We start from the raw sequence: 23,438 nt of genomic DNA, 5'->3' as shown, positions 1-23,438 counted from the left end.
GAGTCGGCCAGGGACACGGGATCTGCATGTCCCAAATCGAAAGGACCTTTCATGTCCGCTCCATCGCCTGTTCCCACCGAAAAAGGCATCCTGCAGTTTCTTGAGATTTGCGACGCTTTCTATCCCGCCGATGCCGTCGAAGCACCGATCGAGCAGCAACGGCATTGGTACGACGCGCTTTGCGCGCGGTTCGACCGGCCCCTACCTCCGGACATGATCTTTGCCGACGGCGTGGTCCAGCGCATACCGATCCGGCGCTATCGTCCGCGTAAAATCGGCACGCGGACCATTCTGCTTTATCTTCACGGCGGCGGCTTTGTGCTCGGTTCTCTCGAGAGCCATCATGCCATCTGCGCCGAGATCGCCGATTTTGCCGGGGCGGAACTCGTTTCCGTCGATTATCGGCTGGCCCCCGAATATCGCTGGCCGGCACAGACGGATGACGGTTTTGCCGTCTTGAAACATCTGCTTTCCGCCAACAACAAGGTCGTGCTGATCGGCGACAGCGCCGGCGGCAATCTAGCAGCAGGCCTTGCCCTGCGGGCACGAGACGAAGACCTGCCCGGCATTGTCGGCCAGGTCCTGATCTATCCCGCGCTCGGCGGGGATCTCGACACGGGTTCCTATGTCGAAATGGCCGGCGCCCCCGGACTGACGACGGCGGATGTCGCTTATTACCGCGAGATCCTGCAAGCGCCGGTGGGAAATCCGATCGCCGAACCGCTGCACGCATCTTCGCTTGCCGGGCTCCCTCCGACCTTCATCACGGCCGCCCATTTCGATCCCCTTCGCGACGACGGCAGGCAATATGCCGCCCATCTTGCAGATGCGGGCGTCGAAGTGTGGTTCCGGGAAGAGCCGCAGATGGTGCATGCCTGGCTGCGGGCCCGCCATATGAGCGACGGCGCGCGCGACGGCTTCCACGCCATTTGCGAAGCCGTCCGCCATTTTGCCGCGACCTGACGATTTACATCAGGTCGCGCGCGATCCGCTTTTCGGCAAAGATCTTTTCGAAGACCTGCACGTCGTCCTCAAGCGCGGTGACGACGGCGCTAATGATCCATTCCGTCCGGGTACAGGCAATCCGCGCGGTCGCGACGCTTCGCACGAACCAGCCAGGGCGGCGCATGTCGCAAGTCCAGGTCGATATGCCCTTCATCGACAGCGGGTCGTCAGGCGAAATCGACCAGATTTCCTCCCGCAATTGCCGGGTCGACAGGCCCGTCTGCGGGTGTTCGTAGAGCCCGGTATCCTCGTGAACATGATACTCCGTCCGGTTGCCCGAAAGGTCGCGGACGACCTGCCTCTTCGTCGCCGCACCCACATGCTCGATGTATTTCGGCAAGGGATCGGGATTGGCTGGTTCCTTGAGGTCGACCCTTTGGTGCTCGCCAAGCATCGGCAAGGCAAGGCCGAGCGACGCTGTATCGATCTCGATCCCTTCATCGTCAGGCGGCGGCAGGATCATCGGCCAATAGGACGTCGAAAGCGAAAGACGGATGCGATGCCCCTTGCGGAAGCGGTAGCCGCAAGCATCGAGCACCAGCCGGATCGACACTTTCTCATCCGGTGCCAGCGGTTTCGGATCGGCATTGCCTTCCCTGTGGGCAAGATTAATGACGCCGAAGGCGACACGCGTTGCCGTACCATCCGGATGGACATCGATGAGCCGCATGCAAAGATTTCCGCTTGCAGCCCGTGAACGCAGGCCGAGCGTGACCACCGGCCGGCCGAGATAATCGTGATCGCCCGCGAGCGGCATCGTATCGAAGGTCAGCGAACCGGCATCGTCGCAGCGCTGGTCGACCGCCATTTCGGCGTCGGGCTTCAGGGTGAAATATTCGCCGGATGCCGTTCCGGTATCGAGGGGCGAGCGCAGATAGGCAGGGTGCTCGGGCGCCTGCTGGATCGGCATGCCTTCGGTGAGCCTGCCGAATTGCTCGACGTAAAAGCACTGCATCTGCGGCGGCGACCAGACCTCTTTCGCGACCCAGAAGCCCGGATCGCTGTCGCGCCGCGGGGCAGGGCTGACGGCATCGAGAATATAGGCGCGAGCCTGGGGGAGGTTGTCGATCCCATTATCCTCGCCGCGCAGCCATTTGTTCCACCAGGCAATCGCTTCCCCATGGAAATCGACGCGCGGCTTCGGCCAGGCGAAGTGCGGATATTTGTGCACCCAGGGGCCGATCAGCGCCTTTGCTTTGCCGCCCAGGCCTTCGACCGCCATCAGCGGCGTATTGCGATAGCCGTCCGCCCAGCCGGCGATCACCAATGTCGGGATCTCGATGCTGGAAAAATCCTCGGAGATCGAGCCGTGACGCCAGAAATCGTCGCGTCGCTGATGGCTAAGCCACTCCTCCATGAAGAAAGGTTCGCCCGCCAGGCGCTCCAGCCACATCTCCTTCCAGCGCTCGCCGACAAGGGCAGGATCGGGCGAACGCGACTGATAGCCGAGCATCGTCGCCGCCCAGGAGAGCTGGGCGGAGAGGTGGCAGCCGTTCTTATAGTGGATGTCGTCATTGTAGCGGTCGACGGTCGAGGCGATCGAGATGACGGCCTTCAACGCCGGCGGTCGCAGCGCTGCGACCTGCAGGCTGTTGAAGCCGCCCCAGGAGATCCCCATCATGCCGACCGATCCGTTCGACCATGGCTGCGCGGCAATCCAGGCGATCAGCTCGCAGGCATCGGCAAGTTCACGCTCGGTATATTCGCCGTCGATGACGCCGTCGGATTCCCCGGAGCCGCGGATATCGACGCGCACGCCGGCAATGCCCGCGGCTGCGAAGACAGGATAGGTCGACTCATCCCTGGGGCTGGTTCCGTCCCTCTTGCGGTAGGGCAGAAATTCGAAAACGGCGGGAACGGGGTCGTCGTCCGCGCCGTCAGGCATCCAGATGCGCGCGGCAAGCCGCGTCCCATCCTTCAGCATGATCCATTCATTCTCGATCGTGGTGAAGCCGCGCGAGGCCATGTTCACTCCTCGATACCCATTCAGTTGCCGGCGCTTTCCATGCGCCGCGTGGCGAGCACGCGTTCCAGCCAACCGATTTCCATTTCCGGCACCGATTTCAACAGCAGATCGGTGTAGTCGTCAAAGGGCGGCGACAGTGCCTTCGATTTCGGCCCGAAGCGCACCAGCCTGCCGCGATGCATCACCGAGACGCTGTCGGCGATCGCCCGAACGATCGCGATATCGTGAGTGATGAAAACATAGGAAAGCTGTTCCTCCTCCTGCAGGCGCAGCAGCAGCTTCAGGATACCTTCCGCCACCAGCGGATCGAGCGCCGAGGTCGGTTCGTCGCAGAGGATGAGCTCGGGCTTGGCGGCAAGGGCTCTGGCGATCGCCACGCGCTGTTTCTGGCCACCCGACAGTTCGGCCGGGTAACGATCGATGAAACCGTTGCCCATTTCGATCTGGTCGAGCAATTCCTTCACCCTGGCCGTCTTCCCCGCACCTCTCAAGCCGTAATAGAAGGTCAGCGGACGGCCGATGATGTCGCGCACCGTCTGGCGCGGGTTCATCGCCGTATCGGCCATCTGGTAGATCAGCTGGATGCGTCTCAGATCATCGTTCGGCCGGCTCTTGAGATCGGGCATCAGCGGTTTGCCGTCGAAGACGATACGCCCGCTGCTCGGCGGCAAAAGGCCGGTAATAGCGCGCGCCAGGCTCGATTTTCCGGAACCGGATTCGCCGACGACGGCAAGCGTCTGCCCCTTCGGCACATGCAGCGAGACATCGTGCAGCACCTTAAAGCCGTTGGAATATTCGGCGCTGACGTTTTCTATTTTGAGAAGGGCCGCGGACTGGTCGGCGGCTTCCGCGCGATAGGCTTGCCTGACATTGACGAGCGCGCGCGTATAGTCTTGCCGGGGCGCCTCGATGATCTGCTGAACGCTGCCATATTCGACCTGCCTGCCATGGCGCAGGACCATGATGTCGTCCGAGATCTGCGCGACGACGGCAAGGTCATGGGTGATATAGAGAGCGGCCGTATGGGTTTCTTCGATCGCATGTTTGATTGCCGCCAGCACGTCGATCTGCGTGGTCACGTCGAGCGCCGTCGTCGGTTCGTCGAAGACGATCAATTCCGGGTTGGAGCAGAGCGCCATCGCCGTCATCGCCCGCTGCAGCTGGCCGCCGGAAACCTGATGGGCAAAACGCTCGCCGAAGGTCTCTGGATTGGGCAGGCCGAGGACGCGAAACAGATAAAGCGCCCGCTTGCGCGCCTCCTCCCTGTCCATCAGCCCATGCTTGACCGACGCTTCGATCACCTGGTCGCCGAGCCTATGCGCCGGGTTGAAGGCAGCCGCCGCCGATTGTGCGACATAGCAGACCCGCGCGCCGCGGATTTTGCGGATGCCGTTCTTGCCGAGCGCCAGAATATCGGCGCCGTCGAGCCGCACCTCGCCGCCGGTGATTTCGGCGCCGCCACGGCCATAGGCGAGTGCTGAAAGGCCGATCGTCGATTTGCCGGCACCCGATTCCCCGATCAGGCCGAGGACCTTGCCCTTCTGGAGATCGAAGGAAACCCCGTCGACGATCGTCACGCGCTTCGGCGGCTCGCCCGGCGGGTAACTGGTCGCCTCGATCTTCAGATTGCGAACGGAAAGAAGCTCAGGCATCGCCGCGCCCTCCCTTGAGGCTGGATGTGCGTTTCAGGAGCCAGTCGACGACGAGGTTGACGCAGACGGCAAGGGCCGCGATCGCCGAGCCTGGCACCAGTGCGGCCGATATGCCGAAGATGATGCCGTCCTTGTTGTCCTTGACCATGCCGCCCCAATCGGCCGCCGGCGGCTGGATGCCGAGGCCGAGGAAAGACAGGGTCGAGAGGAAGAGGATCGAGAAGGCGAAACGCAGCCCGAACTCGGCGAGCAGCGGCGACAGCGTGTTCGGCAGGATTTCACGGAAGATGATCCAGAGCTTGCCTTCGCCGCGCAGCTTCGCCGCCTCGACGAATTCCATCACCGCGACATCCAGCGCCACGGCGCGACCGAGACGGTAGACGCGGGTGGAATCCAGGATCGCCATCACAAGGATGAGAACGATCATATTCTGTGGCAGCACCGCCAGCACCACCAGCGCAAAAATCAGCGTCGGGATCGACATCATCAGATCGTTGAAGCGTGAGAGGACGGTGTCGATGAGGCCACGCGAGACGGCGGCGGTGAAGCTGAGGATGATGCCGAGCGAGAAGGAGATGATGGTGGCGGCGGAGGCGACGAGCAGCGTCGTGCGCGCGCCGAAGATCAGGCGCGAGAGGATGTCGCGGCCGAGATTGTCGAGACCGAAGACGTAATTGGCGTCGGCAGGCGCCCAGACATCGCCGACGACCTGGGTTTCGCCATAGGGGGCGATCCAGGGCGCAAAGAGGGCGAAGATGAAGGCGATGGCGATGCCGATCATGCCGATCCAGGCGGTGATGGGGATGTCTCTCAATCTCATCGTGGATGCCTCAGCCGGGGATTGGCGATGATCGCGAGGATATCGGCCGTCATGTTGAGGAAGATGTAAACGGCCGCGAAGATAAGGCCGCAGGCCTGCACGACGGGCATATCGCGAACCGTCACCGCATCGACCATATATTGCCCCATGCCGGGATAGACGAAGACGACCTCGACGACGACGACGCCGACCACGAGATAGGCGAGGTTCAACGCGACGACATTGATGATCGGCGCCAGCGCATTGGGAGCGGCATGCTTGACGATCGAACGGAAAGCGCTGAGGCCCTTCAACTCCGCGGTCTCCATATAGGCCGACGACATGACGGAGAGGATCGCCGCGCGCGTCATGCGCATCATGTGCGCGAGCACGACCAGCACGAGGGTCGCCGTTGGCAGCGCGATCGCCTTCAACCGCTCGACGAAACCCATGCTGTCATAGACGGTCGCCGGAAAGGTCGCCATGCCGAACTTCACCGCGAAGAAGAGGATCAGCAGATAACCGATGAAGAATTCCGGCAGCGAGATCGCCGCCAGCGAGATCACGTTGATGATCTTGTCGGGCATACGGTTGCGGAAGTGCACCGACACCATGCCGAGCCCGATGGCGAGCGGCACCGAAATCACAGCCGCAAAACCCGCCAGGAAGAGCGAATTGCCGAGGCGCTTGCCTATTTGCTCGCTGACCGAATTCTTGCTGGCCCAGGAGGTGCCGAAATCGCCCTGGACGGCGTTGCCGAGCCATTCGACATAGCGCGTCGTGACCGGGCGATTGAGCCCGAGATCCTGACGGATATTGGCGACGGCCTGCGGCGTCGCCGACTGGCCGAGATACGTGGTGGCAAAATCGCCGGGGAGGGCTTCCAGTCCGCCGAAGATCAGGATGGAGACGGCAAAAAGCAGGACAATGCTGAGCACGAAACGCTCGAGGATGAGGGCCAGCAGCGGAAAACGCTGCCGGAACCGGAGGCCGGGCAGGATATTGCTTGGGGCAGGGTTGGTCATAGCGAGGACCTAGCGCTGAAACGTCGGGAGGACCGCGGGTTTCATCCCACGGTCCCGGTTTCTTAGGAGATCGGAAGAGCGTGCGCCCTTTGCCGCTAGGCGTCCAGCCAGACGCGCGTTGCAACGTAGCCGTTCGACATGTCGTTGCCGATATCGTGGACATAACCCTTCACCTGCTTGGTGGAGGCGTTCACGAAGTCGTTGAACATCGGCAGGATCACGCCGCCCTCGTCGCGCACCGTCATCGCCATAGTGCGGTACATCTCCTTGCGCTTGGCTTCATCCAGTTCGGCGCGGGCCTGCAGAAGCAGCTTGTCGAAGTCGGGACGCTTGAAGCGGGTGTCGTTCCAGTCCGCCGTCGAGAGATAGGCGGTGGAATACATCTGGTCCTGCGTCGGGCGGCCACCCCAATAGGAAGTCGAGAAGGGCTGGACGTTCCAGACATTGGTCCAGTAACCGTCACCCGGTTCGCGCTTGACCTCGATCTCGATGCCGGCCTTCTTGCAGCTTTCCTGATAAAGGACAGCCGCATCGACGGCGCCGGGAAAGGCGACTTCCGATGTGCGCAGGAGGACCGAGCCGCTATGCCCCGACTTTTTGTAGTGGAAGGCTGCCTTGTCGGGATCGTAAACGCGCTGCTCGATGCCCTCGGGGAAGAGCGCATAGGTGGCGTTGATCGGGAAGTCGTTGCCGACTTTGCCGTAACCGCCGAGGATCTTCTGCACCATGGTCTCGCGGTCCATGGCGTATTTGAGCGCCAGGCGCAGGTCGTTATTGTCGAACGGCGCCTTGTCGCAATGCATGATGAAGACGTAGTGGCCGCGACCGGCGGTCGAGAGGATCTCGACATTGGGTGCGCGTTTCAAGAGGCTGACCGTCTTCGGGTCGACGCGGTTGATATAGTGCACCTGGCCGGATGAGAGTGCCGCGATGCGGGCGGTCGCATCGTTCATGCCGATGATCTCGATCGAATCGACGTAACCCCGGTCGGTGCGCCAGTCGTCCTTGTTCTTCTCGAAGGTGGCGCGGACGCCGGCCTCGAAGCTCGCCAGCTTATAGGGACCGGTGCCGATCGAGGCCAAGGGATCGTCAACGCCGCCATTCGGCTGGATGACCAGATGGTAGTCCGACAGCAGCAGCGGCATGTCCGCATTGCCTTCGCTGAGCGTCAGCACGAGGTTGCCGCCGTCGGCCTTGATCTCCTTGATCGAGCCGAGGACGCCGAGCGCGCCGGATTCCGACTTCTTATCGGTGTGGCGCTTCAGCGTGGCGACGACGTCGTCGATCGTCAGTTCCTTGCCGTCGTGGAACTTGACGCCCTTGCGGATCTTGAAGGTCCAGGTCACCGCGTCTTTCGAGGGCTCCCAGGATTCGGCGAGCGCCGGCACGGCGGCACCCGTCAGCGGGTCGGATTCGACCAGCATGTCGCCCCAGCAGCGGCCGACGCAGAACATGAACTGCGACAGGAATTTCGCCGGGTCCTTGGAATCGGTGGCGGCACCGCCTTCGAGGCCGAGCTTCAGATGGCCGCCGCGCTTCGGTTCAGCGGCTTGCGCACTTTCGGTGAAGAGCTTGTCGGCGACGGCAAGTGTGATGCCGGCCGCCATGGCGCGTCCCATGAATTCGCGGCGGCTGAGCCCGCCAGCGGTGACGCGGCTTGCGAGATATTTGGTGTAGTCGTTCATTCCCCAGTTCCTTCTTTGTGGTGCGTTGACAGAACTTCCGGGCGGGGTTCCGCAGGCGGTTTCCTCTCCACCTCCGGTGCCCGCATCATGCGGGAAAACATTGCGGTTGCTGCCGCCTCCTTATCGTCCTTTCCAAATGGGGCTTCGCTTCTCGGCGAACGCCCGGGCGCCTTCCAATTGGTCTTCGCTCGAATAGAGCCGGTCGACTGTCGCAAACTGCCGCTTGGTGATTTTGTTCATGGCAGTCTGGAACGTAGAACCTTCCGCTTCGCGCACGATTTCCTTGATCGCCGCATAGACGAGCGGCGGCCCGCTTTCGAGTAAACGGGCAAGCTCCCAGGCTCTTTCCATCAGCCGGTCGGCCGGTAGAACCTCATTGACGAAGCCCCAGCGATGCGCCTCGTGAACATCGAGCCAGCGTCCCGTCAAAAGCATGTCCATCGCGATGTGATAGGGGATGCGCTTCGGCAGCTTGATCGATGCGGCATCGGCGACCGTGCCCGAACGGATTTCCGGCAGGGCGAAGGTCGCATGCTCGGCCGCGATGATCAGATCGGTCGAAAGCGCGATCTCCAGCCCGCCGCCGCAGCAGATGCCGTTGACCGCACAAATGACGGGCTTGTTGAGGTCACGCAGCTCCTGCAGCCCGCCGAAACCGCCTAGGCCGTAGTCACCGTCGACGGCATCGCCAGCGGCGGCCGCCTTCAAATCCCATCCGGCGCAGAAAAACTTCTCGCCCGAACCCGTGACGATGGCGACGCGCAATTCGGGGTCGTCGCGAAAATCCCGGAAGATCAATCCCATGTCACGGCTGGTCGCAAGGTCGATGGCATTCGCCTTCGGCCGGTCGATAACGACTTCAAGCACTGCGCCGTCACGTCGTGTGCGAATGTGGTCGCTCAACCTATGTTACCTCCTTCGCCGTATGAGAGCATCAACTGCCGCAACACCGCGCTCTTCGGGAAGAACCATCAGGGGATTAATGTCCAGTTCCTCCAGGCACACCGCATTCATTACGACATATTCTGCCGCAGCTGCGACAGCGTCGACCGTGGCTTCGAGATCGCCTTTCGGCCGGCCGCGATAACCATGGATCAATTTTGCAATTTTGAGCCGCGAAATCGCCGCGCGAATATCGGCTTTCGTCGCCGGAAGCGACAGGATGACGGAATCGTCGAGCAGTTCGACGAAAATTCCGCCCGCTCCCAAGGTAAGCGACAGTCCGAAGACAGGGTCACGGATGGCACCGACAATGAGCTCGGCAACCGGCGGCCCGATCATCTTCTCGACGAGATAGCCGGCATCAGTGGCCATGGCCGCCGCCGCATTCCACACTGCTTCCCGGTCCCTGAGGTTGAGCACGACGGCCCCGGCCTCGGTCTTGTGTGCGATACCGAGCCCCTTCAGCACGACAGGGAAACCGAGCCGTTCCGCCTGCGCGGCGGCTTCACCAGGAGAAAAAGCCTGCAGCCCCCAGGGAACAGGGAGGCCGCAGGCAACAAGCTCGATCTTCGCATCAGCTTCCGTCAGCGTCTCGAGCTCGCCATCAAGAGGGATGACGTTAAGCAGGGGCAGGGGAGGCGGACGACCCCAGGCCTCGCCGATCCCGGCGGCGACTTCCGCCGCGGTTATGGCTTCGTCGATACCGGAGAAGGCGACCACGCCCTTTGCCATCAGACGACCGGAGACCGGCTCCGGCATGTTTTCCGGAAGGGTCGCAAGCACGCCGGCCAGCGCACCGGTCGCGGAGGCGGCGGCAACGACCGCGTCCACGGTCGTCATCCATTCGGATGCCTCGCATCGGTCGCTGCGGGGAAAATCGAGGACCACGAGATTGAGCGCGTAACCGCCCTCGAACATGGCGCTGAAGGCTTCGGTCTGACCGGCGAGATCGCCCCAGACGAAGGTGTGGTAGTCGAGCGGATTGGAAAGCGCCACCATCTCGCCTAGCACCCGCCGAAGACGCGGCAATAGCGGCGGCTGCAGAACGGGGAACTCCACCTTGCGGCCGACGGCGGCATCCGCCATCAGCGAAGCCTCGCCGCCGGAACAGCTCATGGACGAGATCGAATGGTTTGCAAGCGGACCGGCAATATGCAGGAGCTTCAAGGTTTCCAGAAGCGCCGGCAGGGTCTGGACACGACCGAGACCGAGGCGGGCAAGGACGGCATCAGCGACGGCATCGCTGCCGGCAAGCGACGCGGTATGCGACACGGCCGCGTGTTTTGCCTGTTCCGACCTGCCGACTTTCAGCACGACCACAGGCTTCTTCGACCGGCGGGCGATGGTGGCAAGGCGTTCGAGGGCGGCAAGATCGCCGAACCCTTCGACATGAAGGCCGACCGCCGTCACACGCGGGTCCTCCATCAGCGCGCAGGCGACATCGGCAAGCGATGTCTGCGCCTGGTTGCCAGCCGTCACTACATAGGCGATCGGCAGCCCACGGGTCTGCATGGTCAGATTGAGCGCGATATTGGAGGACTGGGTTAGGATCGCAACACCGCGTTCGATCCGCTGCATGCCGTGCTGATCGGGCCATAACAGCGCGCCGTCGAGACCATTGATCAGCCCGTAACAGTTGGGCCCGAGGATCGGCATGTCGCCGGCCGCCTCCACAAGGGCTTGCTGCAGCTCGGCGCCATCGGCAAGTTCCGCAGTCGCCTCGCTGAAGCCTGAGGCATAACAGACCGCCCCGCCGGCACCGGCCCGTGAAAGGCCGCGCACGACGTCGACGGTGAGCGTTCTGTTGACGCCGATGAAGGCGGCGTCCGGTGCCGCAGGCAGATCCGAGAGGGAGCGATAGCAGCGTCGCCCAAGCACCTCATCGAGTTTCGGATGGACCGGCCAGATCTCGCCTGAAAAGCCCATGCGGTCGCACTGCTCAACCACCCTGCGCGCCTCGCGGCCGCCGAAGACGGCGATCGTTTGCGGTCTGAGCAGGCGGTCGAGCGGGCTTGAGGTCATCGGCTCACGCTCCCAAGGGCCGAAGCAGATCGCGGCTGATGATATGCCGCTGGATCTCGGAGGTGCCATCCCAGATGCGCTCGACGCGCGCATCGCGCCAGAAGCGGGCGAGCGGCAGGTCGTCCATCAGGCCCATGCCCCCGAAAATCTGGATCGCCTCATCCGTGACGCGGGCGAGCATTTCCGAGGCGTAGAGCTTGGCAGAGGCGATCTGCCGGTCTGCGGGCCGGCCGGCGTCGACCTGCCAGGCGGCGGCAAGCGTCAGCCAGTCGGCCGCGTCGATCTCAGTGATCATGTCGGCAAGCTTGAAGGAAACGCCCTGATTGGCGCCGATCGGCTTCCCAAACTGCTTGCGCTCGGCGGCATAGGGGAGCGCCAGGTCGAAGACGCGACGCGCCCGGCCGACGCAGGTGGCGGCAACCGTCAGCCGCGTGCCGTAAAGCCATTGGTTGGCGATATCGAAACCGCGATGCACCTCGCCCAGCACCTGGGCTTCGGGAATGCGGCAATTTTCGAAGCTGAGAGTTGAGTTGTGGTAGCCGCGGTGCGAAACGGAATCGTAGCCCTTGAGGATGTCGAAGCCCGGTGTGCCTCGATCCACCAGGAAGGCAGTAATCTTCTTCTTGACGCCTTTCGGCGTCTCTTCCTCGCCGGTTGCGGCAAAGACGATGACGAAATCGGCGACATCGGCATGCGAGATGAAATGTTTCGTGCCGTTGAGCACGAAGTCGCCGCCGTCGCGGCGGGCGGCGCATTTCATACCGCGCATGTCGGAGCCGGCATCCGGCTCGGTGATCGCGAGCGCGTCGATCTTCTCGCCGCGCACCGCGGGCAGGAGGTAACGCTGACGCTGCTCGCCCTCACAGGCCATCAGGATGCCGGAGGGCCGGCCGAAGAAAACCGTCAGGCCCAGCGAGCCACGTCCAAGCTCCCGCTCGACCAGCGTGAAGGTAAGATGATCGAGACCGGCCCCGCCGATCTCTTCCGGGAAATTGCAGGCGTAGAAGCCGAGATCGATGCATTTGCGCTGGATCTCGCGCCCGAGTTCCGGCGGGACGATGCCAGTGCGCTCGACCTCTTTTTCATGCGGATAGATTTCGGTTTCGACGAAGGCGCGAACCGTGTCGACGATCATTTCCTGTTCTGCGCTGAGACCGAAATCCATGTCGCTCCTCCTATCGCCTCTGGCCGACGTGACGGCCGGCGCCTTCCGGCAGCGGCAATTCCGAATGAGCCGCGACGATCGACTTGACCTTGTCGAGCACGGCGGCCGGCGCCGGTGTCGCCTTGCCCGCCTTGCTGTCGACATGCAGCAGCAGGTGCTCGGCGGTGGCGAGCGCCTCGCCCGTCGCTGTAGCGTACAGGGTGTGGAAGACATGCAGCCGTTTGTCGTCGGCGGCCAGAACCCGGCAGGTCGAATGGATCGCCTGCCCAAGCTTTGCCTCGCCGAGATGGCGGATGTGGCTTTCGACCGTGTAGTAACTGTGGCCCGCCTCGACATAGGCAAGGTCGACGCCGACAAGACGCAGCAACGCATCCGACGTATCGCCGAAGACCTGGAGGTAGCGGTGTTCGGTCATGTGGCCGTTATAGTCGACCCAGGCAGGGCTCACCTTCGTTTCGATGAGCTTTAGCGGCTTCGAAAGATCGGTGGAAGCCGGCGCACTGCCGCCCTTCGCCCAGAGCGATTGCTCGAAATCCTTCAAGAGCTTGCCGGCGCCCCAACCTTTGCCGCTATCGCCGCCCTTGAGGGACTGGAGAATGCCAACGAGATTTTCGTCGCGGATACGTTCGAGCTCACGGATCGAAAGACCCGCCGCCTGTTCGTCGGATTGCCGGCCGATCTTTTCGATCAATGCATCATCGAGATCGACGACATCCGTGAGCTTGGTCCAGGGCCAGGCGAGGCATGGGCCGAATTGCGCAAGGAAATGGCGCATCCCGGCCTCGCCGCCGGCGATACGATAAGTCTGGAACAGGCCCATCTGCGCCCAGCGCAGGCCGAAGGAGTAGCGGATGACGTCATCGAGCGTCTCGACGGTGCAGATATCGTCATGGATCAGCCAAAGGGCCTCGCGCCAGAGCGCTTCGAGCAGCCGATCGCCGACGAAGGCCTCGATCTCCTTGGCGATATGGACGCCCTTCATCCCGATCGGCGGCAGTCTGTCCATCGCCGCCTGGATGGTCGTCGCCGATGTCTTGTCGCCGGCAACGATTTCGACGAGCGGCAAGAGATAGACGGGATTGTAGGGATGAGCGACGAAGAGGCGCTCGGGATGTTTCATGTCCCGCTGCAGATCGGTCGGCAGCAGGCCAGAGGTGGAAGAGCCGATCAGAGCGTCGGGACGTGCCGCGGCATCGATTTGGGTCAGCACCCCGCGCTTGAGTTCGAGCCGCTCCGGCACGCTTTCCTGGATCCAGTCGGCGCCGGCGACAGCCTCCTCCAATGTCTTGCAGAAGCGCAGCCTGCCGCGCGGCGGCAACGGCGCGCCGGTCAGCATGGCATAGGCTTTTTCGGCATTGGCAATCACTTCGCCGACGATGCGGTCCGCCTCCGGATGCGGATCGAACACATCGACGTCGATGCCGGCGAGCAGGAAACGGGCGATCCATCCGCCGCCGATGACGCCGCCGCCGATACAAGCTGCTTTGCTGATCCCTGTCATGCCGTCCTCAGCGCTTCGTCAGTTTGAGTTTCTTGCGGACCTCTTCCGGACCGATGATCCGCGCGCCCATGCCTTCCACCACCTGCACGGCCTTTTCGACGAGCTGCGCATTGGTGGCGAGCTGGCCCTTGCCGACGAAGAGATTGTCCTCCAGGCCGACACGCACGTTGCCGCCGGCGAGAACCGCCGCCGCCGGATAGGCCATGGCGTTGCGGCCAATCGAGAAGGCCGAAAAGGTCCAGCTCGCAGGCACATTGTTGACCATCGCCATGAATGTATTGAGATCGTCGGGTGCGCCCCATGGAATGCCCATGCAGAGCTGGATCAGCACCGGGTCTTCGATCAGGTCTTCTTCGGCGAGCTGCTTGGCGAACCAGAGATGGCCGGTGTCGAAGGCCTCGATCTCCGGCCGCACGCCGAGATCAGTCATCTTCTTCGCCATCGCCCGCAGCATGGCCGGCGTATTGGTCATGACATAGTCGCCGAGATTGAAGTTCATCGTGCCGCAGTCGAGCGTGCAGATCTCCGGCAGGCATTCGGCGACATGGCTGACACGCTCGGTGGCGCCCGCCATATCCGTGCCCTTCGGGTTAAGGGGAAGGGGACTTTCGACATTCCCGAAAATCAGGTCGCCACCCATGCCGGCAGTCAGATTGAGGACGACATCGACATCCGCCGAGCGGATACGGTCGGTGACTTCCCTGTAGAGATCGTTGCGGCGGCTGGCAGCACCCGTTTCCGGATCGCGGACATGGCAGTGAACGACCGCCGCGCCGGCCTTTGCCGCATCGATCGCGGATTGGGCAATCTGCTTGGGAGTGATCGGCACGTGGCTGGATTTTGAGACCGTATCACCGGCGCCGGTCACGGCGCAGGTGATGAAGACATCGCGGTTCATCGCTAGAGGCATGATTTTGTTCTCCCCGTCTTGTCCCCATTACGCGACAGTAAGGGCAGCGATGCTTTGCATTTTCAGAAGCCGTTGATACATTATCGGAACTGATGGAGGTGACCTTGCTGCAGCGATCGACCGAACGGCTCGATATCGATCTTCTCGTCCTGCCGGATACGAACCTGATCCTGATCGCGTCGGTTATCGAGCCACTGCGCGGCGCCAACCGTATTTCCGGGAGCGAACTCTATCGCTGGCGGCTGCTGACGCCGGACGGGGCGCCGGTGCCGACTACCAGCCATATCGCCATTCCGACCGAAGGAATCTTCCGGGCGACGACCGAGGAAAGGCCGCTTTTCGTGCTTGCCAGTTACAATTGGCGCGGTAGCGCCACGCCAGCGCTCAAGATGCAGCTTTCGCAGGCCGCCCGCTACCGTACGGTGATCGCCGGCATTGAATCCGGGACGTGGTTGCTTGCCGAGGCGAGCTTGCTCGACGGGTTGCCGGCGACCGTCCACTGGGAGGATTATGAGGATTTTGCGCTCGCCTATCCTGAGGTGGGGGCCGTCAAGGATCGCTTCGTGATCGACGCCAAGCGGCTGACGACCTCGGGCTCGCTTCCGACGGTGGACCTGATGCTTGAGATCATCAGGCAGCGGCAGGGTTATTCGCTGGCGCTCGAGGTCAGCCGCCTGTTCCGTTACGAGCAGCCTTCCTTTCATGCCGACGAGCCGCTTTCCGCAGCCTCGGCGGGACTTCGCATGCATGATCCCCGGGTGACGCAGGCGGTGCATCTGATGGAGGAGCATATCGAGCAGCCCCTGATCCTCACGCGGCTCGCCCGCAGGGTTGGCGTCAGCGCCCGGCATCTGCAGGATCTTTTCCAGCAGAGCATCGGCGCACCGCCGCATGTGCATTATCTCGCCCTGCGCCTGAACGCGGCGCGGCGCAAGGTGATCGAGACGACGGCCTCCTTCGCCGACATCGCGGCGGCGACCGGCTTCAATTCGGCTTCTGCCTTTGCGAGAAGCTACCGGGCGAGTTTTTCCGAGAGTCCATCCGAGACGCGCCGCCGCCTGCGCCGCCGCATCACGCCATCGGAGGCACTGCCATAGGCTGGAACGCCTCCCGAAGCATCTCGGCAAGTTCCCGCACAGCCTCGCTGGAGCGGAAGGTGTTGCGCCGGAGCACGACCTTCGAGGAGTCGACCGGCGGAAACCCGTCCTCGGCGGTCAGTTCCCGGCAGCCGGGCGGGATGCTGCTGCGGGAAAGCGTGGTGACGGCAAGGCCGGCGGTCAGGGCGTTCTTCAACCCCGACCCGGTATCGGCGATGAAGGCGATTCGGTAGCTGCGGCCGATCTGCTCCAGCGACCGGAGTGCAAAATCGCGGGCCCAGGTGGAATTGCGATAGGTCGCGACGGGCAGGGGATCCAAGTCGTGCAGACGGTGGACCATGGATGTGACCCAGACGGTCGGATCGACACACAGAACCTCGCCTTTTCTCTGGTCGCTCCAGTCAAACACAACCGCAAGATCGAGCTCGTCCCGCTCCAAAGCGGCAATATTGCGGGCCGTGTAGTCGCAGGACACGGTGACCTCGACTGCCGGGTGGCGCACGGCGAAAGCCGCAAGCGCTGCCGGCAGAACCGTCTGGCTGTATTCCTCCGGAATTCCGATGCGTACCGGCCCGTCGAGGGGCTTGCTGCGGATCGTTGCGGCGGCCTCGTTCAGGAGATCGATCACCCTGCGGGCATAGGGCACGAGCTGTATGCCCTGGCGTGTCAGTTGCACGCCGCGGGCGCCACGCTCGAAGAGGGGCTCGCCGATCGCCGCCTCGAGCCTCTTGATCTGGGTGCTGATGGCCGATTGCGTGCGCCCGATACGCTGCGCGGCCGCTGAGAAGTTCGACGTCTCGGCGACGACCAGAAAGGTTCTCAGAAGGTCGCTCTCGATCGGCTCATGCATGAGATATGCCATAGAAAAAATCGATGGGAGCTATCTCTACTATTCGTTTGTCTAATGTCAATTGCTGGCGCAGAAATGGGCGGCGTTCGACTTCCTTCTTTGAGACTATCAGCGTGACCATTGAAAATCCGGCCAGAGACCTCGCAGGCAGCGAGCACGAGAAGGGTGTGCTTCTCATCATTGCCGCGACCCTTGCCTGGAGCGCGAGCGGTGTTTATTCGCGGCTCCTGACCACCGACGTATGGACGGCGATCGCATGGCGGTCGTTGTTCGGAGGCCTGTTTCTGCTGATCCCCTGCCTTTTCCTCGAAGGGGGTATCTCGCGGCGGCAATGGCGATCCGTCTTCCATCCGTCAGGACTTGCGATGATCGCGTGCCAGACGTTCAGTCAGGGATGCTTCATCGGGGCGCTCTACATGACCACCGTCGCCAATGTGACGATGATCTATGCGACGACGCCCTTTATCGCGGCCTTGTTCGGCTGGCTCATCCTCGGAGAGAGGGTCGCCAGGCGGACGCTGATCGCCGGCGCCGTTTCCCTCTTCGGCGTCGGCGTCATCGTCGCTTCATCGATCGGCGGCGGCACCGGCTGGGGCGATCTCCTGGCGCTCGGCATGACCGCGTCCTTCGCGCTCGTCATCATCATCCCGCGCATCAGCCCCGGCGTACCCAGCTTGCCGCCGACTGTCGTCAGCGCCTTCCTGACCCTTGTCATCTTCGCGCCCTTCGGTTCGGTCGGCTCGCTCGATCTGCACAACTGGCTCGTCCTTGCCGCCTTCGGCGCGACCAATTTCTCGCTGGCGCTGGTGCTCTTCCTTGCAGGGGCGAAGCGAATGCCGCCGGCGGAAGCCGCATTGATCGGCACGATGGAAATCGTGCTGACACCCTTCTGGGTCTGGCTGCTGTTTTCCGAACAGCCGCCCGTCGCCACCTATTTCGGCGGAGCGATCATTCTCGGCGCCGTGTTCTGGCACACGGCACTCGATGCCAAGCGCAGCCGCCGGTCGTACGACGGCTAAGGCCCCACGATCAAATCTTTGAAACGGTCCGGAAAACCGCCCTATTCCGGGAAGCAAATCTTTCTTTCGGGCAGTAACCCGCCGCGACTTCGCCGACTGTCGTCTTTGAGTTGCGCCCATGTCGTTTTTTCGGGCGCTGTTTTCCGCCCGGCGTGGTTTGTTTGTGATGTTCTAGGCGCCGCCTCGCGAGTTGGCGACTTGAACCATTGGGAGACCGGTCTGACGCCGGTGCCGTCCCGCAGAGGTAGAACAACTCAATCCTGACGGAGATCGCCGGAAAGACATCCGGAAAGGTGCCGAGATGGATCGAAAGGAGGTTCTGGAGCCCGAAAACAGCTCTTTGCGCGGCAGATCTGCGGACTGCGGCGGACGATGGCGAGCGGAACGACAGACCAACCTATCGTGTCACTCTCTCCCCCATCCAGCCTGTGCTGCCTATCTGCGAAATTCGAATGTCGCCCGGTGCGGCGTTGTGAATACCGGCCTGCAAAGGAGGCAGACCGGAGGAAAAGATTGCCGTCGACTGCATCGGTTGCAGTTCGAGGCATCAAACAAATGGGAGGAATCCATGAGCAAGAATAGAGGCGTCGTCTATCTCCGGCCGGGCAAGGTCGAGGTTCGCGATATCGACGATCCGAAGCTGGAGGCGCCTGATGGCCGCCGCATCGAGCACGGCGTCATCCTGAAGGTGATATCGACCAATATCTGCGGTTCCGACCAGCACATGGTCCGCGGCCGCACGACGGCGATGCCGGGTCTGATCCTCGGCCATGAAATCACCGGCGAAATCATCGAGAAGGGTATCGACGTCGAGATGCTCGAAGTCGGCGATATCGTCTCGGTTCCCTTCAACGTCGCCTGCGGCCGTTGCCGCTGCTGCAAATCCCAGGATACCGGCGTCTGCCTGACGGTAAACCCGTCCCGCGCCGGCGGCGCTTACGGCTATGTCGACATGGGCGGCTGGATCGGCGGACAGGCGCGTTACGTCACCATTCCTTACGCAGATTTCAACCTGCTGAAGATCCCGGATCGGGACAAGGCCATGGCGAAGATCCGCGATCTAACCATGCTCTCCGACATCCTGCCCACCGGCTTCCATGGCGCGGTGCGCGCGGGCGTCGGGGTCGGATCGACCGTTTATGTCGCCGGCGCCGGTCCTGTGGGTCTTGCGGCTGCGGCTTCGGCTCGCATCCTCGGCGCTGCGGTCGTCATGATCGGCGATTTCAATAAGGATCGTCTCGCACACGCGGCGAAGGTCGGCTTCGAGCCGATCGACCTGTCCCAGAGCGATCGCCTTGGCGACATGATCGCTCAGGTCGTCGGCACCAACGAGGTGGACAGTGCCATCGACGCGGTCGGTTTCGAGGCGAGGGGGCATTCGGGCGGCGAACAGCCGGCGATCGTGCTCAACCAGATGATGGAGATCACCCGCGCCGCCGGTTCGATCGGTATCCCTGGCCTCTACGTGACGGAAGATCCGGGCGCTGTCGACAATGCCGCCAAGCACGGCAACCTCTCGCTCCGCTTCGGCCTCGGCTGGGCCAAGGCCCAGTCCTTCCACACCGGCCAGACGCCGGTGCTGAAATACAATCGCCAGCTCATGCAGGCGATCCTCCACGACCGGCTGCCGATCGCTGATATCGTCAACGCCAAGGTCATCCCGCTCGACGATGCCGTCCAGGGCTATGAGAGCTTCGACCACGGAGCGGCGACGAAATTCGTCCTCGACCCGCATGGAGACGTGGCGAAAGCCGCCTGACCTTCAGGACCGAAACAGAGATGGCCGGACAAGAGCCGGCCATCTTGCATCGATCACACCAAAATACGGTCGGCGGCTACTCAATGCTGAACGGGAAATATTTCGCGTTGATCATGTCATAAGTCCCGTCTTCCTTGATCGTCTTCAAGGCGGCGTTCAGGCGCGCCAGACGCTCGCCATCATCCGGGCGCAGCGCAATTCCGGCGCCCTCGCCAAAATAGGTCACATCGACCAGATCCGGTCCCTTGAACTCACAGCAGGTTCCTGCCTTCGTGTTCGCAATCCAGTCGTAGATCGCAAGCTTGTCTTCAAGGATAATGTCGACCCTTCCGTCCGACAGCCCCTTGTACAATTCCGGCGACGACCGGAAAACCGTCTTCTTCATATCGGGATAAAAATGCTTGGCGTAGGATTCCTGCGCCGTCGACGACGTCACCCCGAGGATTTTTCCACTCAGGGCGGCAGGGCTGATATCGCTGATCGGCGAATCCTTGCGAGCGATGAATACTGACGGACTGTTGTAGTATTTCTCAGTGAAAGCAACCTTCTGGCGCCGCTCAAGGCTCATCGACATGGATGAGATGATTGCGTCGTATTTGCTGGCAATGAGATCCGGGATCATATCGTCCCACTTCTCGATGATGAACTGGCACTCGAATTTGCCCACTTCGCAAAGGGCATTGGCAACGTCGATGTCGAAGCCCTGAAGCTTGTTGTTCGCATCAAGGTAGTTGAAGGGCGGAAATGCGCCCTCAACAGCAATTCTCATGGGGGTCGGATCCTGCGCGGCCACCGGGAGCGGTAAGACCGCAGCTAAAAGGATACCCACGCCGCCCGCCATCAGCGTTCCGCGCAACATAGATTGAATGGACATGCGCAGCATCGTCGGGAACTCCTTCGTGCGTCATCGATCTCGCCAATAGTGCGCCTTAGCTTTTAATTCTACGTGAACGCTTCCTTGTTACTGTCGGTGACGGCGCCCGCTTCCCGTGGTGTTCAGGGGTCTACGCTTGCACATCGTTCGTCCTCCCAGTTCCGATACGTTTCAGCAATCCTGGATAGCTTCGGGCAGAATTCTCTTTCTCATCGCCGTCAGCGGGCTCGGCGCAATCGGACTGGTCGTGCTCTCGGCTTTGTGGGCGGGAACGGAGAGCGACGCGGCGGCCCTCGACCGCCAACGCCAGCTGGTCAATGCGCGCCTGCGAGAGCAGGTCACGCAGGTAGCCCATGTCATAGGCCAGTTCGGCAACGGCTATCTCGCCCGCGTCCATCCGGCCTCCCGGGCGGCCGGAGTTTCGTCCAGCCTCGATATGGTTCTGACGACGGCGACAGGAAGCGCGATCAGCCAGACCGCAATGTCCGCTTTCGGCTACGATCAGGCTTTTGTGGTCGATGAGCAGGCTCACCTGCTGATGATGGCGGACGCCCAAACGGAAAAGCGCTATCGCTGGATGAAGCCTCTCCTTTTGCCGCTCCTTCAGGATGCCCGCCTTGCGGTTAACCAAGGCGCGATTTCCAATGAACGAACACCGTCCTCAATGGAAAACCGCCTTGCGAACGCGGCGCGTCCCAACCGTGCCCTGGCCAATCTGATGCGGCTGGAAGGTCGTCCGACGATCGTCGGAGTCGTGGCCATCAACGAAGCTCCGCAGGGACAAGATCAGCCCACGCGGCAATTCCTGATCGTCGTGCGGTTTATCGATGGCGCGGCACTGGACGAATTGAGCCGGCAGCAGGGCCTCAATGGCGCACGCTTCGCGCGCACCGCAGATGCCGACGAAAACGAGGTTGCGTTTCAAATCGACGCGACGTCAAACGGCGAACCGATCGGCTTCATCGTCTGGCGGCCCGACCTTCCGGGCTCGAGGGTGATCGGCCGGCTGATGCCGGCGTTATCCATTGCCGCCTTGGTGATCGCGGTCCTGTTCTCGGTCTTGCTCGTGCGCTTGCGCAGCAGTCTCGGCGATCTGAAGAAGAGCGAGCTTCATGCCAGGCAGCTTGCCCTGCACGATGTGCTGACCGGCCTTCCCAATCGCGCAATGTTTGCGATGCGCTTCGACGAATGCCTGGCCGATACGCAAGATTCGGTCGAGCGCTTCGCCGTCGCGCTTCTTGACCTCGACCGGTTCAAGGCTGTGAACGACACGTTCGGCCATGCCGCCGGCGATGAACTGATCAGGATGGCGGCCGAGCGGGTCCGATCGCTTCTTCGTCCCGGTGACACGCTTGCCCGGCTTGGAGGGGATGAGTTTGCCTTGCTTCTCCGGGATATCGACGACGATCAAATTCTGCCGGCAATATGCGAGGCGATCGTTGCCGAACTCGCGAAGCCCTTCCCGCTTTTGAAGGGCGAAGCGGTCGCGCGGGTCGGTGGCTCGGTAGGCGTGACCGTCGTGCCGGATTCCGGGCGGAACGCGGACGACATCATGCGCTATGCCGACGTCGCGCTTTACGAGGCGAAGGTTGGCGGAAGAGGCGAATGGCGGGCCTATTCCCCATCCATGGACGGCGGCAGGAACGCACGCGACATTCTCAAGAACGAATTGCGGGAAGTTCTGGCCAAAGGGGTGGCTTCCGCTCACGGCACCCAACCCGATCCGATCGCAAACAGGCCGGATTTCGGATCGCTGGAAGTCCATTATCAGACGATACATCGCGCGGAGAACGGATATCGGGCGTCGGGTGCCGAGGCGCTCGTGCGTTGGCGCCACAGCCAACGCGGGCTGCTGACGCCTGCAAGCTTCATCCCTGTCGCCGAGGAGGGCGGCCTCATCGACGCGCTCGGTTTCTGGGTGCTGCGTGAGGCCTGCAAGGCCGCCTGCAATTGGCCTGAGAATGGTTTCGTCGCCGTCAACGTCTCCCCCTCCCAGTTGAGGAGACCAAATTTTGCCGAGGAAGTCTTCGCCGTGCTTCAGGAGACCGGGTTGGCGCCATCCCGGCTTGAACTCGAGCTCACCGAGTCCTCGCTGATCGAGGACAACTCCGACGTCTACACGGTGCTGAAGTCGCTAAGGAGCCGGGGCGTTCAGATTTCGCTCGACGATTTCGGAACCGGCTATTCGTGCCTCAGCCACCTGATGCGCTTCGATATCGACAGGATCAAGATCGATCGATCTTTCGTCTCGCTGCTCGGCTCCAAAGCCAATGGGGCAGCCATCATCGGCGCCATGGTCGCGCTCAGCCGCAACCTCGGGATCTCGACGACGGCCGAAGGGGTCGAGACAGAATATCAACGCGACTTTCTGACGGCGCTGGGCTGCACCGACCTCCAGGGCTATTTCTTTTCGAAGCCCGTCCCGCTTTGCGAACTCCATTGTTTCCGGCAGCCCGAGGGCGCGGCCGGGCTAGTCAGGATCGTTCCAAAAGCTATCGCGTGAGGGTGTTGCCTTCCTCCGGTGGGGAACTTTCGTCCCAGGCCACGGTTAGCGCCGGAGGTCAGCGGAGGAGGCGATGGGCGAGATCGGTGAGTGGCGGCACCTTTGCGTCGACATGCAGCGGATGTTCGCCGAAGATACGCCTTGGCACGTTCCCTGGATGGCGCGGGTCTCTCCGCAGATCGCTGAACTCGCCGGCAGGCACCCGTCCCGGACGATCTTCACGCGCTTCATGCCACCCCAGCATGCGGACGACATGCCGGGGAAATGGCGGGACTATTACCGGAAATGGTGGATGATGACAGGTGAACATCTGCCGCGCGACCTCGTCGAGCTGGCTTCACCGCTGGCGCCGCTGGTTCCGCCGGCAAGGCATTTCGACAAACGCACTTATTCACCCTGGGTCGACGGGCGCCTTCACACGATCCTTCAGTCCGAGCGGGTCGACACGCTCGTCATCACTGGCGGTGAGACCGATGTCTGCGTGCTTGCCACGACGCTCGGCGCGATCGATCTTGCCTATCGCGTCATCGTGCTGAAGGACGCCGTCTGCAGCAGCGCCGACGATACCTATGACGCATCGCTGGAACTTCTCCACGATCGGTTCTCCGTGCAGCTCGATCTCATGAAGACCGAGGAATTTCTGAGCGGTGTCGGCTGAGCACAC

The 23,438-nt window shown here is 62.3% G+C and carries 18 protein-coding genes; 6 read left to right on the top strand and 12 right to left on the bottom strand.

Annotated elements, in window-relative coordinates; translation table 11 throughout:
• The first annotated feature begins 51 nt into the window (after positions 1–51).
• Entirely contained in the window at positions 52–963 is a 912-nt protein-coding gene (locus NE852_RS27695; RefSeq protein ID WP_008529979.1) for an alpha/beta hydrolase, read from the top strand.
• A 4-nt stretch (positions 964–967) separates the two neighbouring features.
• On the opposite strand, the gene NE852_RS27690 is transcribed toward NE852_RS27695, so the two are convergent.
• From NE852_RS27690 to NE852_RS27645, 10 genes are all read right to left on the bottom strand, one after another.
• Positions 968–2,971 carry a CocE/NonD family hydrolase gene (locus tag NE852_RS27690; RefSeq protein ID WP_258156886.1) on the bottom strand — a complete coding sequence of 668 codons (2,004 nt, stop codon included), beginning with the start codon at positions 2,969–2,971 and terminating at the stop codon, positions 968–970.
• 20 nt (positions 2,972–2,991) lie between these two features.
• Positions 2,992–4,623: an ABC transporter ATP-binding protein gene (locus tag NE852_RS27685; RefSeq protein ID WP_008529975.1), complete on the bottom strand. Its 1,632-nt coding sequence runs from the start codon at positions 4,621–4,623 to the stop codon at positions 2,992–2,994.
• Positions 4,616–5,443 (bottom strand): ABC transporter permease, encoded by an 828-nt coding sequence (locus NE852_RS27680; RefSeq protein ID WP_008529974.1) that lies wholly within the window; start codon positions 5,441–5,443, stop codon positions 4,616–4,618. Before NE852_RS27680 ends, NE852_RS27685 begins: the two co-directional genes overlap by 8 nt.
• Entirely contained in the window at positions 5,440–6,447 is a 1,008-nt protein-coding gene (locus NE852_RS27675) for an ABC transporter permease (protein WP_008529973.1), read from the bottom strand. The genes NE852_RS27680 and NE852_RS27675 overlap by 4 nt, the downstream gene beginning before the upstream one ends.
• 95 nt (positions 6,448–6,542) lie before the next feature.
• Entirely contained in the window at positions 6,543–8,132 is a 1,590-nt protein-coding gene (locus NE852_RS27670; RefSeq protein ID WP_008529971.1) for an ABC transporter substrate-binding protein, read from the bottom strand.
• A 120-nt stretch (positions 8,133–8,252) separates the two neighbouring features.
• Entirely contained in the window at positions 8,253–9,035 is a 783-nt protein-coding gene (locus NE852_RS27665) for a carnitinyl-CoA dehydratase (RefSeq protein ID WP_008529969.1), read from the bottom strand.
• A gap of 6 nt (positions 9,036–9,041) precedes the next feature.
• Complete coding sequence (locus NE852_RS27660) at positions 9,042–11,096, bottom strand: acetate--CoA ligase family protein (protein WP_258156885.1); 2,055 nt, start codon at positions 11,094–11,096, stop codon at positions 9,042–9,044.
• Between the two features lie 4 nt (positions 11,097–11,100).
• Positions 11,101–12,261 carry an acyl-CoA dehydrogenase family protein gene (locus NE852_RS27655; RefSeq protein WP_008529963.1) on the bottom strand — a complete coding sequence of 387 codons (1,161 nt, stop codon included), beginning with the start codon at positions 12,259–12,261 and terminating at the stop codon, positions 11,101–11,103.
• Positions 12,262–12,271: 10 nt separating this feature from the next.
• Entirely contained in the window at positions 12,272–13,762 is a 1,491-nt protein-coding gene (locus NE852_RS27650; protein WP_008529962.1) for a carnitine 3-dehydrogenase, read from the bottom strand.
• A 7-nt stretch (positions 13,763–13,769) separates the two neighbouring features.
• Positions 13,770–14,672: a 3-keto-5-aminohexanoate cleavage protein gene (locus NE852_RS27645; protein ID WP_037172551.1), complete on the bottom strand. Its 903-nt coding sequence runs from the start codon at positions 14,670–14,672 to the stop codon at positions 13,770–13,772.
• 98 nt (positions 14,673–14,770) lie between these two features.
• Between NE852_RS27645 and NE852_RS27640 the strand changes: the two genes are divergently transcribed.
• Positions 14,771–15,769, top strand: a complete 999-nt coding sequence (locus tag NE852_RS27640; RefSeq protein ID WP_258156963.1) for a GlxA family transcriptional regulator — start codon at positions 14,771–14,773, stop codon at positions 15,767–15,769.
• Here the strand turns inward: NE852_RS27640 and NE852_RS27635 are convergent.
• A complete protein-coding gene (locus NE852_RS27635; RefSeq protein ID WP_308821760.1) occupies positions 15,744–16,619 on the bottom strand; it encodes a LysR substrate-binding domain-containing protein in 876 nt (291 codons plus the stop codon). The two genes, NE852_RS27640 and NE852_RS27635, sit on opposite strands and share 26 nt — an antisense overlap.
• Positions 16,620–16,732: 113 nt before the next feature.
• Here NE852_RS27635 and NE852_RS27630 point away from each other — a divergent pair, with 113 nt between their 5' ends.
• Positions 16,733–17,638, top strand: coding sequence for a DMT family transporter (locus tag NE852_RS27630; RefSeq protein ID WP_037172543.1), 906 nt, complete (start codon positions 16,733–16,735; stop codon positions 17,636–17,638).
• A 568-nt stretch (positions 17,639–18,206) separates the two neighbouring features.
• Positions 18,207–19,397, top strand: a complete 1,191-nt coding sequence (fdhA, locus tag NE852_RS27625) for a formaldehyde dehydrogenase, glutathione-independent (RefSeq protein WP_258156883.1) — start codon at positions 18,207–18,209, stop codon at positions 19,395–19,397.
• A 76-nt stretch (positions 19,398–19,473) separates the two neighbouring features.
• Here the strand turns inward: fdhA and NE852_RS27620 are convergent, their stop codons facing one another.
• A complete protein-coding gene (locus NE852_RS27620; protein WP_008529952.1) occupies positions 19,474–20,280 on the bottom strand; it encodes a transporter substrate-binding domain-containing protein in 807 nt (268 codons plus the stop codon).
• Between the two features lie 106 nt (positions 20,281–20,386).
• Here NE852_RS27620 and NE852_RS27615 point away from each other — a divergent pair, with 106 nt between their 5' ends.
• Both NE852_RS27615 and NE852_RS27610 read left to right on the top strand, forming a co-directional pair.
• Positions 20,387–22,774 (top strand): bifunctional diguanylate cyclase/phosphodiesterase, encoded by a 2,388-nt coding sequence (locus tag NE852_RS27615; RefSeq protein WP_205621961.1) that lies wholly within the window; start codon positions 20,387–20,389, stop codon positions 22,772–22,774.
• A 73-nt stretch (positions 22,775–22,847) separates the two neighbouring features.
• Positions 22,848–23,432: a cysteine hydrolase family protein gene (locus NE852_RS27610; RefSeq protein WP_008529949.1), complete on the top strand. Its 585-nt coding sequence runs from the start codon at positions 22,848–22,850 to the stop codon at positions 23,430–23,432.
• The last annotated feature ends 6 nt before the right edge of the window (positions 23,433–23,438 follow it).

It is taken from the genome of Rhizobium sp. Pop5 (genome assembly GCF_024721175.1).
GTDB lineage: Bacteria > Pseudomonadota > Alphaproteobacteria > Rhizobiales > Rhizobiaceae > Rhizobium.
Note: the sequence above shows the minus strand (reverse complement) of the source record. Positions and strands in the feature narration are given on the sequence as shown.